Source organism: Massilia mucilaginosa, assembly GCF_011682145.1.
GTDB classification, from domain to species: domain Bacteria; phylum Pseudomonadota; class Gammaproteobacteria; order Burkholderiales; family Burkholderiaceae_D; genus Telluria_A; species Telluria_A mucilaginosa.
In genome coordinates this window covers 1-17,746 of record NZ_WHJH01000019.1, presented here as the reverse complement: position 1 = coordinate 17,746, position 17,746 = coordinate 1, and the positions used below count along the sequence as shown (strand labels likewise).

Here is a 17,746-nt window from a genome sequence, read left to right as displayed (position 1 = left end):
AGAATTCACGATGACCACGCCAGAAAACGCCGTACCTGTTCCCACTCCCGCTCCCCGAGGTCTCCCGGCCGGCAAGATGCCCGAGCTGCGCGTCATGCCCGCGCCGTCCGACGCCAACGTCTACGGCGATGTGTTCGGCGGCTGGATCATGGCGCAGGTCGACATTGCCGGCTCGCTGCCGGCCACGCGGCGCGCCAACGGGCGCGTGGCCACCGTTGCGGTCAATTCGTTCGTCTTCAAAAACCCTGTGTTCGTCGGCGATCTGCTGTCTTTTTATGCCGATATCACCAAGGTTGGGAACACTTCCATCACCGTGTATGTGGAAGTCTACGCCGAGCGCAACCGCCTGCAGGCGAACACCGTCAAGGTGACCGAGGCCACGCTGACGTATGTGGCCACCGGCGACGACCGCAAGCCGCGCAAGGTGCCGGCGCTCGATGAGCTGATCTTCCCGCAAGACCGCTAGGCTGAGCCTTGGACGCGCCGCGCCGCCTCTTTTTACAGCATGCGGCGCTTGCCGCCGGCGGCTTTGTGCTGCCGGGTGCGCACGCGCGCGCGGCCGCGACCAGCTATCCATTCAGCCTGGGCGTGGCCTCCGGCTCTCCCCTGCCCGACTCGGTGGTGCTGTGGACGCGCATCCTCAACGATCCCTTGAATGCCGCTGCCACGCCGGCGGTCGCCTTTGCGGTGCGCTGGGAAGTGGCGCACGACCAGGCCTTCACGCGCATCGTGGCCAGGGGCACGGCCAGCGCGCTGCCGGCGCTGGCGCACAGCGTGCATGTGGACGTGCGCGGCCTGGAACCGGCACGCTGGTACTGGTACCGCTTCATGCTGGGCGACGCGGTCAGCCCGGCCGGGCGCACGCGCACCGCACCAAAGCCCGACAGCATGCCGGGCGCGCTCAAGCTGGCGGTGGCATCGTGCCAGCACTGGGAGTTCGGCAGCTACGCCGCGCACCGCCATATCGCGGCCGCCGCGCCCGACCTGGTGGCGTTCCTGGGCGACTATATCTACGAGTGGGGACCTTACCAGTTGACGCATCCGGCGTCCGCGCTGCGCACGGCGGAGTCGTTTTCGCTGGCCGAGTACCGCGCGCGCTATGCGCAGTACAAGAGCGACGCCGATTTGCAGGGTGCGCACCTGGCGGCGCCCTGGATCGTGACCTGGGACGACCACGAGGTGGGCAACGATTACGCGGGCGACCGCGACGAACGGCTCGATGCCGGCTTTGCGCTGCGGCGCGCGGCGGCGTACCAGGCGTTCTATGAGCACATGCCGCTGCGGCTGGTGCTGGCGCGGCCGGGCGACTACGCCGGCATGCGCATGTACCAGCGCTACGACTGGGGGCGGCTGGCGCGCTTTCATGTGCTGGACGACCGCCAGTACCGCGCCACGCATGCGTGCGGGCCGGCGGGACGGGGCGGTTCGAGTTCGGTCACGCGCGCCTGCGCGGCGCTGCGCGACCCGGGCCGCTCGATGCTGGGGCGCGAGCAGGAAGCGTGGCTGGCCGAGGGTTTCCAAACGTCGAAGGCGCGCTGGAACCTGATCGCGCAGCAGACGCCGATGGCGCAATCGAGCCAGGTGCCGATCGCAAAACCGGGTGACGGGCGCTTCTGGAATGACGGGTGGGATGGCTATCCGGTGGCGCGCCAGCGCCTGTTCGATGCGCTGGGCAAAAGCGGCGCGGCCAATGCCCTGGTGCTGGCCGGGGACGTGCACACGTTTTATGCGTCGGATTTGCAGAAGAACTTCAACCGGCCGGCCTCGAAAGGCAATCCGGTGATTGCGACCGAGTTTTGCGGGACCTCGGTGACATCGAGTTCACGGCCGCAGGCGCGCACCTTGCAGTATCTGGAGATGAACCGCCACACCAGGTATGGACGCAGCGACAAGCGCGGTTTCATGCTGATGGATGTGACGCCCGAGAAGACCACGACGGTGTTCGTCGGCCTGGACGATGTGCGCAATGCGCAGTCGGGGAAGGCGACGCTGGCGACGTTTGAAGTCGCCAACGGCAAAGCGGGAGCGCGCCAGGTTTAAGTTACCTGGCCGCTCCCGTGATAATTACGCCGTCACGACCGGCGCCGGATCGCGCAGTTCGCGGCGCAGGATCTTGCCGACGTTGGTTTTCGGCAGGTCGGTGCGGAACTCGATGTACTTCGGCTTTTTGTAGGCCGTGAGCTGCTCCTTGCAGAATTCGAGCAGGTCTTCCGCCGTCAGGTTCGGGTCCTTGCGCACCACGAACAGCTTGACCGCTTCGCCCGAATTATGGTCCGGCACACCGATGCACGCGCATTCGAGCACGCCCGGATGCGACGAGATCACGCTTTCGATTTCGTTCGGATAGACGTTAAAGCCCGACACCAGGATCATGTCCTTCTTGCGGTCGACGATCCTGGTGTAGCCGCGCTCGTCCATGATGCCGATGTCGCCGGTCTTGAAGAAGCCGTCGGCGGTCATCGACTTGGCGGTTTCGTCGTCGCGCTTCCAGTAGCCGGCCATGACCTGCGGGCCGCGAATGCCGATTTCGCCGCGCTCGCCCAGCGGCACGTGGTTGCCGTTGTCGTCGAGGATGGCGATGTCGGTGGAGGGATACGGCAAGCCGATCGAACCGGTGAATTCCTTGATGTCGCAGCGGTTGGCGGTGGCCACCGGCGACGTTTCGGACATGCCGTAGCCTTCGATGATCGGGGTGCCGGTCAGCTTGAGCCAGCGGTCGGCCACTGACTGCTGCACCGACATGCCGCCGCCGTTACACACCTTGAAGCTGGAAAAGTCGAGCCTGGCGAATTCGGCGTTGTTCAGCAGGCCGTTGTACAGGGTGTTCACGGCCGGGAAGACGTTGATGCGGTACTTGCTCAACTCCTTGACGAAGCCCGGCATGTCGCGCGGGTTCGGAATGAGCACATTCATGCCGCCCAGGCGCGTGGACATCAGCGCGCACACAGTGAGCGAATAGATATGGTACAGCGGCAGCGCGCACATGAATTGAAGCTGCTGGCCCTTGGGCAGGGTGTCGAGAGTCGGCTGCAGCCAGGCTTCGTTCTGCAGCACGTTGGCGATCACGTTCTTGTGCAGCAGGACCGCGCCCTTGGACACGCCGGTGGTGCCGCCGGTGTACTGCAGGAAGGCGATGTCGTCGTGGCCGAGCGTGGCCGGGGCGAGGGTCAGGCGTTCGCCTTCCGAGATCACCTTGTTGAACGGGATCGCGTTCGGCAGTGAAAACGCCGGCACCAGCTTCTTGACCTTGCGTACCACCAGGTTGACGATCATGCCTTTCAGGGGGCCGAGCAGGTCGCCCATGGTGGCCATGATGACGTGCTTGATCTGGGTCTTGGCCAGCACTTCCTGCACGGTGTGGGCGAAGTTTTCCAGCACGACGATGGCTTCGGCGCCCGAGTCGATCATCTGGTGCTGCAGTTCGCGCGGGGTGTAGAGCGGGTTGACGTTGACGATCACGTAGCCGGCGCGCAGCACGGCGGCCATGGCCACCGGATACTGCAGCACGTTGGGCAGCATGATGGCCACGCGCGCGCCGGGTTTGAGGCCGCGGCTTTGCAGCCAGGCGCCCATCTGCGCCGACATGCGATCGAGTTCCGCGTAGGTGATGGACTTGTCCATGCAAACGTAGGCCTTGCGGTCGGCGTACTTGCGGAAAGCTTCTTCCAGCAGGTGGGTGAGCGAGCGGTATTGCGTGTAATCGATTTCCGCAGGAACGCCCTCCTGGTACGACTTAAGCCAAAACTTGTCCATCTATGCCTCGTCTTTTCTACTGTAACTGTTAATGCAAAAGACCGCCCGCAGGCGGTCGTGCCGCTAATTCAAGGAATGGGATCCGAATCGATGCCGTCGCCGGCTTACGCTACGTGCTTTTCATCGCGCAGCACGCGGCGCAGGATTTTGCCGACATTGGTTTTCGGGAGCTCGCTGCGGAATTCGATGTACTTCGGCTTTTTATAGCCGGTGAATTCCTGCTTGCAGTAAGCCATCAATTGTTCAACCGTCAGGGTCGGGTCCTTGCGCACCACGAACACTTTGACCGCCTCGCCGGAATGCTCGTCCGGCACGCCGACACACGCGCATTCGAGCACGCCGAGGTGCTTGGAAATGACTTCTTCGAGTTCGTTCGGGTACACATTAAAACCCGAGACCAGAATCATATCCTTTTTGCGGTCGACGATTTTTATCATGCCGTGCTCGTTCATGATGCCGACGTCGCCGGATTTGAAGAAGCCGTCGGCGGTCATGACCTTGGCCGTTTCGTCGGGACGGTTCCAGTAGCCGGCCATGACCTGTGGACCGCGAATCGCGATTTCGCCCGGCTCGCCGAGCGCTACCGGATTGCCGGCATCGTCGAGAATCGCGACGTCGGTCGACGGCACCGGCATGCCGATGGTACCGGTGAAGTCAACCAGGTCGGAGCGGTTGCAGGTGGCCACGGGCGAGGTTTCGGACAGGCCGTAGCCTTCGATGATGCAGCCGCCGGTGGCTTTTTTCCATTTGTCGTTGACGATCTGCTGGACCGCCATGCCGCCGCCGTTGGAAATCTTGAGGCCGGAGAAATCGATCTTGCCGATATCGGGATGGTTCAGCAGCGCGTTATACAGGGTATTGACGGCCGGGAGCATGTTGATCTTGTATTTGCACAGTTCCTTGATAAAGCCGCCGATATCGCGCGGATTGGGAATCAGGATATTCAGGGCGCCCACCCGCATGCCCCACATGGCGCAGCAGGTCAGCGCGAAGATGTGGTACAGCGGCAGCGCGCAGACAATCACCACCTGCTCGACCACGGGCGCCTTGACCAGCGCCGGCTGCGACCAGGCTTCGCTTTGCAGGACGTTGGCGATCACGTTGCGGTGCGTCAAAGTCGCCCCTTTCGATACGCCGGTGGTGCCGCCCGTGTACTGCAGGAAGGCGACGTCGGTGGCGCTCGCCTTGACCGGGGTGAAGGTCATTTTCTCGCCCTGCGCCAGCACGTCCTTGAAACGCACGGTGTTGGGCAGCGAAAACGCCGGTACCATTTTCTTGACGTTGCGCACGACAAAATTGACGATCACGCCTTTGACGCCGCCCAGCATCTCGCCCATGCTGGCCACCACGATGTGCTTGACCGGGGTTTTGGTGAGGACTTGTTCGAGCGTATGGGCAAAGTTTTCCAGGACGATGATCGCTTCGCTGCCGGAATCGGTGAGCTGGTGCTCCAGCTCGCGCGGCGTGTACAGCGGGTTGACGTTGACCACGGTGTAGCCGGCGCGCAGGATGGCGGCGATGGCGATCGGATATTGCAGCACATTGGGCATCATGACGGCCACCCGCGCGCCCTTGGAGAGGCCGCGGCTCTGGAGCCAGGCGGCCATGCGTTTCGAATACTGGTCGAGCTCGGCGTAAGTGAGGAATTTGTCCATGCAGACGTAAGCGTTGCGCGTCGCGAATTTCTTGAACGATTCGTCCAATAATTGAACTAATGAGCCGTACTGGTCGGGATCAATCTCCGCAGGGACGTTCGCGGGATAGGATTTCAGCCAAATCTTGTCCATATGTGTGCCTCAGTCTCAGAATATTATCGTTATGTGGGTTCGGCGCACATTGCCGACCAGTATTTTTGCGCTCAAGAAAATAAACCGAGCGTGCGCTTTATTACGCTGTCTGTGATGCTATCGGGCGATGCGCTTCGACGCAAGCGCTTTTGCTGCTATTTCAGACAGGCTTGATGCACGCACCTTTTGGTGCGGCGCCGCAACACCCATTGGTATGGAAGAAAAATTGCCGATGTTTGTTCAGGGGCCGCCGAGGGCTTTCAGGCGGCGGTGGCGTTCGTCGCGGTCGAGTTCGGCCAAAGCCTTGGCGGCGGCGTAAAAGCGCGGGAAAGTTTTCTCGCGCGCCAACAGGGCGCGGAAGGCCGGAATGAAATCGTTGTAGGTGGCGATCGATGCCAGGTGGGCGTTCGAGAGCGGCTCGGCGAAGAAACGGTCGTAGCCGGCGTATCCGCCCCAGCTCGCCTTGAGGAGCTGGTAGTCGTCCTGCAACTTCTGGAACAGCCGGGCTTTGGCGGCGCGCTTTTCGGCGACGCCCGCTTTCGAGGTATAGGCTTTTTCCAGCGCAGCGCGGCAGCCCAGCAGCAGGGAGAGGAATTGTTTCTTGCGCGCCGAAATGTTGAGATAGTTTTCGCGCATGGTGTCGTTACCGTAACCGCTGAGCCAGCGTTCCACGCCGGCCTCTTCCACCGCGCTGGCGAAGGATTCGTTAAATTGCGAGTCGCCCGCCACGTAGACCACCTGGTGCGACAGTTCGTGGAAAATCAGGCGTGCCAGTTCGGCGTCGGGATAGTGGATAAAGGTGGAAATGAGCGGGTCGTTGAACCAGCCCAGGGTCGAGTACGCCGGCACGCCGCCGACCGAGACATCGTTGCCTTCTTCGCGCAGCACGCGCGCGTACTCGACGGCATCTTCCTTGCTGTAATAGCCGCGGTAGGTGACGCAGCCGGCCACCGGGAAGCACCACTGGATGGGTTTGAGCGACAGTTCCGGCGCCGCCACCACATTCCACAGCACGAACGGCCGGGTCAGGGCCGCGTAATTCTTGTAGCTGTTGTTGTCGGGCAGGCCCAGTTCCTTGACGGCGAAGGTGCGGATCTGGCGCGCCGTGGCCAGGCGCACGCGCAGCTTGGCGTCGGTGGCGTTGTCGCTCAGCCAGTCGTCGATGGGACGCGCGTCGGACAGCAGGGTCAGCTGGCCCTGGGCTGCCTGGCGGTAATAGTTCAGGCTGGAACAACTGGCCAGCAGCAATGCTGCCGTGGCCGCCATCAGGCCGTTGCGGGCCCGTCTGCTGAGTTTCATCCTGCCTCCCCTCTGGGATTTCTAGGCCGCTACTTTTTCCACCTGGACCAGGGTATCGTAAAAGGTCGGCGCGCGGCCCATGTCGGTCAGGCGCTGGCTGGTCACTTCATTGGCATTCTTGCCGTCGCTCGATAGTTTCTTCCACCATACCGACAGACCCACCACCAGCCCGGCGCGCGCTTTCGGCGTGACCCGTGCCTTGGCCACAAACGCGCCGCGGTCGTTGAAAATGCGCACCATCTGGCCATGCTCGATGCCACGCGCGGCGCTGTCGTCGGGATGGATGTCGAGATGCGGTTCGCCTTCGGTCGAGCGCAGGCTGGTCACGTTCACAAAGGTCGAGTTGAGGAAATTGCGCGCCGGCGGGGAAATCATGGCCAGCGGATATTTTGCCGCCAGCGCCGGATTGCTGGCCACCGATTCGTAGGGCGGAATATGCGCCGGCAGCGGGTCGAGGCCGTCGGCGAGCATGCTGGCCGAATAGAATTCGCACTTGCCCGATGGCGTGGGGAAACCGCCCTCGGCGAAGGGCGCGGCCGGCATCGCCAGTTTTTGCCAACCCTTGCGCTTGAGCGATTCCCAATCGAAATGAATCGCGCGCGGATGGCTGGCGTCGAACGATTGCGCGGCGATCTGGTCGTCGGTTTCCTGGAAGCAGGGATCGGTAAAGCCCATGCGCGCGGCCAGCAGGCGGAAGATTTCGGTGTTGGGCTTGGCTTCGCCGAGCGGCGCGATGGCGGCGTTGTTGGCCATCATGTACAGGTGGCCGTAGGTGCTGTGGGCGTCCACGTGTTCCAGCTGCGTGGTGGCGGGCAGCAAGATGTCGGCGTAGTCGGCGCTGTCGGTTTGGAAATGTTCGAGCACGACGGTGAACAGGTCGTCGCGCGCGAAGCCGCGCATGACCTTGCCGGAATCGGGGGCGATCGCCAGCGGGTTGGCGTTGTAGACGATCACGGCCTCGATCTTCGGGCCGAACTCGGTGGATGTGTCGCGCAGCAAGTCGTCGCCGATGGTGGTCATGTTGATGGTGCGTACCGGCTGCTTGAGCAAGTCCGGACGCTGCAACTTTTGCTTGTTGGTCGGGAAGGAACCCGAGGACGACAGCTGCACGCCGCCGGCCGCATGGCGCCACGCGCCCACCAGCGCCGGCAGGCAGGTGATGTTGCGCACGGCCATGCCGCCGCCGCGCACACGTTGCACGCCGTAATTGGTGCGGATCGCCACCGGTTCGCCGCGCCGGGCGGTGTCGCCGTACTCGCGGGCCAGGTTTTCGACTTCTTCAGCGCTAATGCCGCAGGTCTCGGCAACCCGCTGCGGCGGCCATTCGGCGGCGCGTTCTTTCAATTGCTCGTAGCCGAGGGTGTAGTTGGCGATGTAATCGCCGTCGACCAGATTGTCGCGGATCAGCACGTGCATGAGGCCCAGCGCCAGCGCGGTATCCGTGCCGGGCAGCAGGGCAATGTGCTGGTGGCATTTTTCGGCCGTCAGGGAACGATACGGGTCGATTGCGATCAGGCGCGCGCCCTTGCGCTTGGCTTCCTGGGCGCGCATCCAGAAATGCAGGTTGGAGGCGATCGGATTGCCGCCCCAGATGATGATCAGTTTGGCATCCTGGAACTGCTCGACATCGGTGCCGATGGTGGCGCCGATGGTGTATTTGTAGCCCGTAAAGCCGGCCGTGGCGCAGATGGTGCGGTCGAGCAAGGACGCGCCGAGGTGGTGGAAAAAGCGCGCCGACATCGAATCGCCCTGCACCAGGCCCATGGTGCCGGCGTAGCTGTAGGGCAGGATGGCTTGCGGGGCGCGCGCGGCGATCTCTGTCAAGCGGCTGGCAATGGTGTCGATCGCCTCGTCCCAGCTGATGCGCTCGAACTTGCCCTCGCCCTTGTTGCCGACACGCCGCATGGGATGCAGCAGGCGCTCGGCATGGTAGGTGCGTTCGGCATAGCGCGAGACCTTGGTGCACAGCACGCCGGCCGTGGTCGGATGGTCGGGGTCGCCTTTGACTTCGGTGGCAACGCCGTCTTCCACGGTGATGAGCAGGGCGCAGGTATCGGGACAGTCGTGCGGGCAGGTAGCCCTCACTTGGGTGGTGGTCATTGCAAGATCCAGGGAAACAGGTGTTGAAACCCTTACTTTATACGATTCCGGGACTGTTGATGAGAAGCCGGTCCGCTCTGGCAGCCTCATCCCCAGAAGGGCTACAAAACTGCCACAAATGGGTTAACATTCCAGCATGAGTGGAGAATGATATGAACCTTGTTGAACCGATTATCGCCTTCCAGAGTGCGCTTGAGCAGATCCGGCGCGACCTGCATGCGCACCCGGAATTGTGTTACGAAGAAGTCCGCACCGCCGACGTCGTCGCGGCCCGCCTGACCGAATGGGGCATTCCCATCGTGCGCGGCCTGGGCCTGACGGGCGTGGTGGGCATCATCCAGAACGGCACCTCCAGGCGCGCCATCGGACTGCGGGCCGACATGGATGCCTTGCCCATGCAAGAAATCAACAGTTTCGAGCATGCTTCGCGCCATCCGGGCAAGATGCACGCTTGCGGCCACGACGGCCATACAGCCATGCTGCTGGGCGCGGCGCATCACTTGTCGAAACACCGCAATTTCGACGGCACCGTGTACCTGATTTTCCAGCCGGCCGAAGAAGGCGGCGGCGGCGCGCGGCGCATGATGCAAGACGGCCTGTTCGACCAGTTTCCGATGGATGCCGTGTACGGCATGCACAACTGGCCGGGCATGCCAATGGGCACCTTTGGCGTGGTGGCGGGGCCGATGATGGCGTCCAGTAACGAGTTCCGCGTGGTGGTCAAGGGCAAGGGTTGCCATGCGGCGCAGCCGCACCGTGGCATCGATCCGATCATGGTGGCGGTGCAGATCGCCCAGGCATGGCAGACCATCATGTCGCGCGAGAAAAGTCCGCTCGATACGGCGGTGCTGTCGATCACGCAAATTCATGCGGGCAGCGCCACCAATGTGATTCCCGACGAGGCGGTGCTGATCGGCACCGTGCGCACGTTTACCACGCCGGTGCTGGACCTGATCGAGCAGCGCATGGGCGAGATTGCGCAGCATTGCGCGGCCGGCTTCAACGCCACGGTCGACTTCCAGTTCAAGCGCAACTACCCACCGCTGGTCAATCATGCGCGCGAAACGGCGTTTGCGGTCGAGGCGATGACGGCCGTGGTGGGTGCCGACAAGGTCAACGCCGACACCGAGCCGACCATGGGGGCGGAGGATTTTGCCTTCATGCTGCAGGAAAAGCCGGGGTGTTATGTGTTCATCGGCAATGGCGAGGGTGATCACCGGGCCGGCGGGCACGGGCTGGGGCCGTGCCAGTTGCACAACGCCAGCTACGACTTCAACGATAATCTGTTGCCGATCGGCGCAAGTTACTGGGTGCGGCTGGCGGAGATGCAGCTGGCCGTTCGCTAGCCGGCGACTGCGCCGGGCAACTTGGGCCCCCGCCGGCGCGGGGGCGACGGTGTAGCGGGCGCGGCTTCGGCTGACCCCTACCTGCCCAAGCGGGGTGGGCGCTTACATCGGCGGCAACTGGTCCGGCGCCGTGCCCAGGCGCTGGCCGGGATTCATTTTTTCCAGCGCCAGCAGGGCGGCGGCATGGTCCGCGCGCGGGAGCTCATCGGCAATGCTGCGGTAATTGGCGGTGACGACCGAGGTGACCGGCAACACCAGACCGGCACCGGCAGCGGCCACCAGCACATTCTGCAAATCCTTGAGCTGGCTGGTGACCTGTCCGCCGGGAATGAAATTGCGGTCCAGCATGCGCTGACCATGCAGCTCCAGGATGCGGCTGTCGGCAAAGCCGCCGCGAATCGCGCTGCGCACGGCGGCCGGATCGGCGCCGGCGGCCTGGGCCAGCAGCAGCGCCTCGGCCACGATGTTCAGGGTGCCGCCAACGATCAACTGATTGCACAATTTGGCCACCTGGCCGCTGCCGGCGGGACCGACCAGGGTCGGCCGTCCCATCGCGCGCAGGACCGGCTCGGCCATGGCAAAATCGTCGAGCGCGCCGCCGGCCATGATCGCTAGGCTGCCGGCTTGCGCACCTGCAACGCCACCCGAGACGGGCGCATCGAGGAAGCGGACCTGATGGGCAGCCAGGCGCGCATGGAAGGCCAGCGCTTCGCCATGCTGGGTGGAACTCATGTCGATCCACAGGGCGCCGGGATGCAGGCTGGGCAGGGCGGCATCGATCACCTCCCCCACCACCGCACCGGACGCGAGCATGGAAATGACGATGCCGGCCGCGCGCACCGCCTCGTCGATCCCCTTGCAGGGCTGGACGCCGGCGGGGCGCAGGGCCTCGGCTTTATCGGGAGAACGGTTCCAGGCGCGTACGGTCCAGCCGGCCTCGGCAAGGCGGATCGCCATGGGATGGCCCATCAGGCCGATGCCGAGAAAGGCGATGGTGGTGGTGGTCAGGTCGGCCTCCTGGGACAGAAGTGGATGCTGGTTTGAGAATGTCATTTTATTAAAATGCGCGCACACGTAATCCAAGGCGAGCTTTCCGCTTCGCCGGTACAATAGTGCACACGTTAATCATTATGAATTAGCGTGCCTATCTAAGAAAGCCCTAAATATGTCCCTGTTAAACATGAAGCTGAGTGCCTCGCTGGCAGCGCTTGCGGTGATGGCCGCAGCCCCCTGTGCGTTTGCATCCGACAAAGTTATCGATAACGCCTCGCTGGAATTCGGCGGCGGCGCCAAGGTCCAGATGGTTCGTTTCGGCGTGCAAAAAGACTGGAACCAGCGCTGGTTCCAATCGAACGGCACCCACCTCAGCGGTTATTGGGATGCCTCGATCGCCCAATGGCGCGGCAATGCCTATCAAAACGTTGACGGGCAACATCAGAACATCACGAATATCGGGTTCACGCCGGTGTTCCGTTTCCAGGCGGACGATATGACCGGCTGGTATGGCGAGGCGGGCATTGGCGTCAACTTGCTGTCGAAGCGCTATGACAACGATTCGAACCGGCTGTCGACCGCGTTCCAGTTTGGCGACCACCTGGGCGTTGGCTATGTATTCGCCAATCAATGGGATGTCGGCATGAAGATCCAACACTTCTCGAACGGCGGCTACAAGAAGCCCAACAGCGGCGTGGACTTCCTGGTGCTGAAGGTATCGCGCGCTTTCTGATAGAAACTGCGGTCCGGTCTTGCTGAACGGCGCCCGATGCGAATCGGGCGCCGTTTTGCTTTGTCCCCCCACCCCGGTGTCAGGTCTGACATTCGGACACGACCTCTGCTTTAAGGGCGCCAACGCCATTTTTTACAGCCGAGAGCGTGTCCGAATGTCAGACCTGACACCGAGCGGGCAGACACCGAGCGGACACCGAGCGCTGTTTTGATGTGGGGGATCAGTAGGATGAGAGGGCTTTGTCGAACTTGATCAGCCACAAGCGGCTCGGGCGCTCCTTGTCGGTGCCACGGCCGACGCGGATCTGGTTGGCGTCGACGCAGCCGGCGGCGCTGGCCGCAATGATGCTGCCGGCGGCGTTCACGTTGCATTTGGTGACGTCGGCGTCGGCCACAGTCTTGCCATCCGGGCCGGTGAGGCGGGTAAGCATGCCGAAGTCGTTGTCGTTGGTCAGCGCCAGGGTCATGCCGTCGACCAGGGCCAGCCCTTCGGCTTTTTCGGCCAGCCAGCCGATCGCGTTCAGGTCCAGCAGCAAGGTCTTTTTCAGCGGCACCACGCCCGCCCAGCTGGTGCCGTTGACTGCGCTGCCGCTCATGCTGCTCTTTTCCAGGTCGGACGTGTCTGGATTGAAACCTGATGCGAGGATGTTGCTGGCCTCGCCGATCTGGACCAGCATTAACTTGTTGAACACCTTGCCGTTGGCGCCGGCGCCCTGCTCGATGACGATGAATTTGCCGTTGCCCAGCGCGACCATGTCGCCCAGCTTGGCGTTGCCGGTGCGCCCGTCCGCGTAATCCTTGCCGTCGAGCGGGTAGGCGAACATGCGGGTGGTGGCGCCAGTGGCAGGGTCGAATTCGATCCAGCGCGTGAAGCGGGCAAAGCGTTCGACCTGTTCGTTCTTGCCGGTCACGGCGTAGGCGGCGCTGCCGTCGCTGAGCGGACTTTGCAGGAAGGCGTGGACCTTGTCGCTGGCGGTATCGAGCGTCATGCCTTCCATGCCGCGGTTGGCGCGGCGCTTGGCCAGAATGGCGGGCAGGCCGCTGCCGGGTGCATATTTGGCCTGGATGACGCCGGTGGTGGCGTCGATGCGCGCCAAAAAGGGACCGTACTCGTCGCTGACCCAGAGGGCGTTGCGGCGCTGGTCGACGGCAATGGCTTCGCTGTCGATGCCGCCGGCGTTGAACACCGCCTTGCCGGCCGGATCGTACTTCATCGCATCAAACACCGGGATTTCGGCCGAGTTGCCGAGCGATCCGGCCGGGACCGGCAAACCGGACGCGTTCACGCCGGGCGCTGCCTTGATCGGCAAGCTGGAACTCAGAATGGCGCCGTTCTTGCCGATGGTGAACACGCCGATCGATGGCGTGAAGCTGGGCGAAGGGAAGATTTTGCTGCCCATCGTGCCCTTGCCGTCGAGCACGGGAAGATTCGGACCGTCGCCGTTGGGGCCGCGGTCGGTCAGGCCGTAGAATTCGAGGTCGCCGTTGGCGTTCTTGCCCTTGAATGCGAGCCCGGAACCGTAGGACGGCAGGAAGCCCTGCGGAAACTCCGCCTTCACAGCCGCGTTGGCGCCTTCGTACGGGACGTGGAAACTGGCTGCCGCCCGGACCTGGTAGCGCGTCACGCTGGTGGCCACCTTGCCCAGCGGCGTGGACTGGGTGAACTGCTCGACCGCGGGCGTGCCGACTGTCGCCGCGAGGGTATCTTCGAAATGTTCGCGCGCCAGCATGCGACGGTCGTCGTCGATGCCGCGTTGGCCGTAGGCGCTGCCGGCGAGCTTGCCGGCCAGCGCGGTGTTAAAGGCGGGCGCGGCCGCATTGAAATCGAGGTTCTTGCCGGCCAGCGCAGCTTTTGCGTCGGCACCGAGCTTGATGCCGTTGGACGGGTCGTTATCCTCGTCGAGCAATTGCAGGGCCAGCAAGCGGTTCACTACCTTGGGGTCGGTCACGTTGCTTACTCCCGAAAGCGATAGCGGCGTCAACAGCGTGCCGCAGCTCGCACTGCCTAATGCCATCCCGCCAATGCTGAAGGCAACTGTTTCGCCGACTATACAGGAGAACTCGCCCTTGGCATTGGTCGTGGCGCGCGCGCCGGCGCCAGAGACATAGTCGAGCCCTTCGACGGCGGCGTCGAGGAAGACACCGGTTTGCGCCGCCGGCGTGGTGCGCACGGTGTCGCTGCTGCCGCCGCAGCCGGCCAGGGCCATGGCCGCCGCAGCGGCGATCAGGGAAAGTTGCGGGAGAAACTTCATGCAGGCCTCATCTGGAATGTCGTTCAAAAACGCAAGAGTGTACTGAGCGAAGGTGACCGCCGGATGACATGGGCGTTTGACTAAAATCAACCATCCCGCGTTTGTAATGAACTTTTACTGTGCAACCGCAGTAAGCTTTTTCCATCGAGCAGGAGGAGGCTTTGCGATGCGGATACTGATCCTGGCAATGCTGTTGGCGGCGAGTCCACCCGCGCTGGCGCAAAGCAGCTGGCTGACCGTGGACGCGGCGGCTTATCGCCTGTTGAACCCGTCCATGCCGGCCGCGCGCCTGCATGCGACTCCGGGCGCAGGGGCCGCCGACGCGGCGCCGGTGCTGCTGGTGGAAGTGCCGTCCAGCGAGCTCGGCCGGGTGGCGCGCTTGCTGCATCAAAAGCTGGGGCATTGCGGCGGCTTCATGGTGCATGCCGACCAGGCCAGTGCGCAGCGCAGCCTGGCGCAGGGCGCGGCAGTGCCGTTAGCCGGACTGGTGCGGCCAAGCTACGTGATCGCAAACCAGGCGAAGGTCACGCCCTTGCTGGCGGGCATGAACGCCAAACAGATTGCACGCACAATCGCTGGCTTGTCGGCCTTTCCCGACCGTTTTTATACCAGTGCGCATGGCGCGCGCGCGTCCGAGTGGCTGCGCCAGGGCTGGGCCGCCACGAGCGCGCGCCACAGCGGCGTGCTGGTTGAAACCTTTGCCCACACAGGCTTTCCGCAGGGATCGGTGATTGCCACCATCGCCGGCACCGACCTGGCCGACGAAGTCGTCGTGATCGGCGCCCATCTCGATTCGATCAACAGCAACGCCATGGACGAGCCAGGGTCGGCGCAGGCTCCCGGCGCCGATGACGACGCGTCCGGCGTGGCCGGCCTGACCGAGGTGCTGCGCGTGATCAGCGAGAACAAATACCGGCCGCGCCGCACCATCAAGCTGATCGCTTACGCGGCGGAGGAAGTCGGCCTGCGCGGCTCGCAAGAGTTGGCGCGCGCGTTCCGGCAAGCCGCCATCCAGGTGATCGGGGTGTTGCAGCTGGACATGATCAACTACAAGGGCGCGGAGAAGGATATCTATCTGTTGAGCGATTACAGCAGTGCCGACCAGAATGAATTCCTGCGTAAGCTGATCGCGACGTATCTACCCGGCCTGTCCGTCGGCAGCGATTCCTGCGGTTACGCCTGCTCGGACCATGCCTCCTGGCACGCCGAAGGTTACCCGGCCTCGATGCCTTTCGAATCGTCGCTGGCGCAAGCCAATCCCCATATCCACAGCAAAAACGACACCTACGCCAGCTCAGGCGGACAAGCCGTGCACGCGCTCAAGTTCGCGCGCCTGGCCGCCGCCTTCGCCATTGAGCTCGGCAGTTCCACGCCTTAACTGCTCATGCTCACAGGATATATACTTGCCGTAAGTCATTGATTTGTATATAGATTTACTGTGAACAAATTCCCACAATCCAGTTTGTGCAGTGCTTCCGCGTGATAATATTTTTTGCAAAGTATGTACAACCATTAAGCAGCAAAGGCATCCGACCGGTGCAGCCATTTCGGCTGCACTGTTTTTTGGATGAGCGCCGTCTGACCCACCGGTCACGCCATCGCTCGACAAGTGGGCTACAACGCCCATCTATAAAAAAGGAAAATCCGATGGAGAACCAAGTGCACCAATTCCAGCGTCGCGCGATGCCTGCCCTGCTTGCAGTCCTGATTTCCGGGCTGCTGGCGACCACCAGTGCCAGCGCCGCCGCCCCCGGCAAAGGCTGGATCACGGTGGGTGACACCGCCTACACGCATTTGCAGAAAGTTGCACCGCAAGCGATCGCGCGCCAGAGTCAGGTTGTGAGGACCAATGACCAGGCCGGGCTCGTCGCTGCCGAGAGAGTTCACCTGGTGCAAGTGAACGAAGAAGAAATGCTGAAGCTGAACGAATCGATCCACCACGAGCTCAAGCGTTGCGGCGGGTACATGTATCACGAGACAGAAGCCGAGGGCAAGCGCGCCCTGGCCAAGCTGGCCTCGCCCCCGAGCGCAGCCAGCCTGGCGGCACTGGCCCGGCCGAGCTATACGATCGACAACCAGGCCCTGGTAACGCCGGTGCTGTCGCAAATGCAGGCCAGCAATATCGGCACGACGATTACCGAACTGTCCTCGTTCACGAACCGCTTTTATACGACCACCGGCGGCTCCGACGCGTCCAACTGGCTCAAGCAAAAATGGGCCGGCATGGCCACCGGCCGTGCCGATATCGCGGTAACGCAATTTACGCACAGCGGCTATAACCAGAAATCGGTCATCCTGACCATTACCGGTACCGATAATCCGTCCGAGGTGATTGTGCTCGGCGGCCACCTCGATTCGACGGTTGGTTCCGGCACCGGGGAAACCTCGCGCGCGCCGGGCGCCGATGACGATGCCTCCGGCATTGCCAGCATGACCGAAGTGCTGCGCTCGATGATTGCCAACGGCTACAAGCCGCGCCGCACCATCAAAATGATCGGTTATGCGGCCGAAGAAGTGGGCCTGCGCGGTTCGCAGGCGATTGCCCAGAACTTCAAGGCCAATAATGTGAACGTGGTCGGCGTCATGCAGCTCGACATGACCAATTACAAAGGCTCGGCCAACGATATCTATATCTATACCGATTACACCGACAGCGCGCAGAACACCTTCGTCGCCAATCTGATCACGACCTACCAGCCGACCCTGACCATCGGTTACGACAAGTGCGGGTATGGCTGCTCGGATCACGCTTCGTGGACGGCGCAGGGCTATTACGCGTCGATGCCGTTCGAAACGACGATGTCGCAGTCGAACCGGTATATCCACACGGTTAACGACACCTTCGCCAATGCCGGCGGCCAGGCCAATCACTCGCTCAAATTCGCGCGCCTGGCGGCATCGTTCGCGATTGAACTGGGCAGCGACGGCGCAGCGCCACCGGGCGGTACCGACAAGACCGAAACCTTTACCGGCAGCCTGACCTCGGGCCAGAAGAAAACCTTCGGTCCGTTCAAGGCGGCTATTGGAACGGTGGTGTCATCGACTACGGGCACAGGCGATACCGATCTGTATGTCCGTAAAACCTCGGTGCCGACCACCACCAGCTACACCTGCAAATCGGATGGCTCGACCAGCACCGAAAACTGTACTGTCAACATGACGGCCAATGGCGATGTGTATGTGCTGTTGAATGGCTATACGGCGTCGAGCTACACCTTGAAAGTGACGTACAAGCCGCAGTAACCGGCTGTGGCCGCGCGAATGCATTTACCGATTCGCGCGGCAACAATGAACGCTTTTAGTGGCGCAGCCGACAAAAACGCGGACGAAAAAAAACCCCGGTTTGCACTAAGCGCGATCTTGAGCGCGCTTAGGCTTACCGGGGTTTTCTTCTTATAACTAGCCTGACGATGACCTACTTTCACACTGGTTGCAGCACTATCATCGGCGTAAAATCGTTTCACGGTCCTGTTCGGGATGGGAA

At 62.7% G+C, this 17,746-nt stretch carries 13 protein-coding genes; 6 read left to right on the top strand and 7 right to left on the bottom strand.

All coding sequences use genetic code 11. From position 1 onward, the window contains the following. The first annotated feature begins 10 nt into the window (after nt 1-10). Nucleotides 11-466 (top strand): acyl-CoA thioesterase, encoded by a 456-nt coding sequence (locus F2P45_RS16750; RefSeq protein WP_166877339.1) that lies wholly within the window; start codon nt 11-13, stop codon nt 464-466. 8 nt (nt 467-474) lie between these two features. Further along, entirely contained in the window at nt 475-2,040 is a 1,566-nt protein-coding gene (locus tag F2P45_RS16745) for an alkaline phosphatase D family protein (protein WP_166877336.1), read from the top strand. A gap of 24 nt (nt 2,041-2,064) precedes the next feature. Here the strand turns inward: F2P45_RS16745 and F2P45_RS16740 are convergent, their stop codons facing one another. The 4 genes from F2P45_RS16740 to F2P45_RS16725 all read right to left on the bottom strand — a co-directional run bounded on the left by F2P45_RS16740 (nt 2,065) and on the right by F2P45_RS16725 (nt 8,939). Next, nucleotides 2,065-3,753: a long-chain-fatty-acid--CoA ligase gene (locus F2P45_RS16740; RefSeq protein WP_166877333.1), complete on the bottom strand. Its 1,689-nt coding sequence runs from the start codon at nt 3,751-3,753 to the stop codon at nt 2,065-2,067. A gap of 104 nt (nt 3,754-3,857) precedes the next feature. Beyond that, complete coding sequence (locus tag F2P45_RS16735) at nt 3,858-5,540, bottom strand: long-chain-fatty-acid--CoA ligase (RefSeq protein ID WP_166877330.1); 1,683 nt, start codon at nt 5,538-5,540, stop codon at nt 3,858-3,860. A gap of 240 nt (nt 5,541-5,780) precedes the next feature. Next, complete coding sequence (locus tag F2P45_RS16730) at nt 5,781-6,839, bottom strand: aminopeptidase (RefSeq protein ID WP_166877327.1); 1,059 nt, start codon at nt 6,837-6,839, stop codon at nt 5,781-5,783. 21 nt (nt 6,840-6,860) lie between these two features. After that, on the bottom strand, nt 6,861-8,939 hold the full coding sequence (locus tag F2P45_RS16725) for a molybdopterin-containing oxidoreductase family protein (RefSeq protein ID WP_166877324.1): 2,079 nt from the start codon (nt 8,937-8,939) through the stop codon (nt 6,861-6,863). Between the two features lie 152 nt (nt 8,940-9,091). Between F2P45_RS16725 and F2P45_RS16720 the strand changes: the two genes are divergently transcribed. Then, entirely contained in the window at nt 9,092-10,285 is a 1,194-nt protein-coding gene (locus tag F2P45_RS16720) for a M20 aminoacylase family protein (RefSeq protein ID WP_166877321.1), read from the top strand. Nucleotides 10,286-10,387: 102 nt separating this feature from the next. Here F2P45_RS16720 and F2P45_RS16715 read toward each other — a convergent pair whose 3' ends face one another. Then, nucleotides 10,388-11,338 (bottom strand): NAD(P)-dependent oxidoreductase, encoded by a 951-nt coding sequence (locus F2P45_RS16715; protein ID WP_166877318.1) that lies wholly within the window; start codon nt 11,336-11,338, stop codon nt 10,388-10,390. A 112-nt stretch (nt 11,339-11,450) separates the two neighbouring features. Between F2P45_RS16715 and F2P45_RS16710 the strand changes: the two genes are divergently transcribed. Then, a complete protein-coding gene (locus F2P45_RS16710) occupies nt 11,451-12,011 on the top strand; it encodes an acyloxyacyl hydrolase (RefSeq protein WP_166877315.1) in 561 nt (186 codons plus the stop codon). A gap of 220 nt (nt 12,012-12,231) precedes the next feature. On the opposite strand, the gene F2P45_RS16705 is transcribed toward F2P45_RS16710, so the two are convergent. Continuing rightward, the gene (locus F2P45_RS16705) at nt 12,232-14,262 is read right to left on the bottom strand and encodes an esterase-like activity of phytase family protein (protein WP_166877312.1); all 2,031 of its coding nucleotides are present in this window, start codon (nt 14,260-14,262) and stop codon (nt 12,232-12,234) included. Between the two features lie 166 nt (nt 14,263-14,428). On the opposite strand from F2P45_RS16705, the gene F2P45_RS16700 reads away from it, so the two are divergent. After that, a complete protein-coding gene (locus F2P45_RS16700) occupies nt 14,429-15,640 on the top strand; it encodes a M20/M25/M40 family metallo-hydrolase (protein ID WP_166877309.1) in 1,212 nt (403 codons plus the stop codon). A 269-nt stretch (nt 15,641-15,909) separates the two neighbouring features. Next, nucleotides 15,910-17,505 carry a M20/M25/M40 family metallo-hydrolase gene (locus tag F2P45_RS16695; protein ID WP_166877306.1) on the top strand — a complete coding sequence of 532 codons (1,596 nt, stop codon included), beginning with the start codon at nt 15,910-15,912 and terminating at the stop codon, nt 17,503-17,505. On the opposite strand, the gene F2P45_RS35700 is transcribed toward F2P45_RS16695, so the two are convergent. Then, nucleotides 17,472-17,746 (bottom strand): hypothetical protein (locus F2P45_RS35700; protein ID WP_223164767.1); only part of this gene is annotated, 275 nt, incomplete at its 5' end. The genes F2P45_RS16695 and F2P45_RS35700 overlap by 34 nt on opposite strands.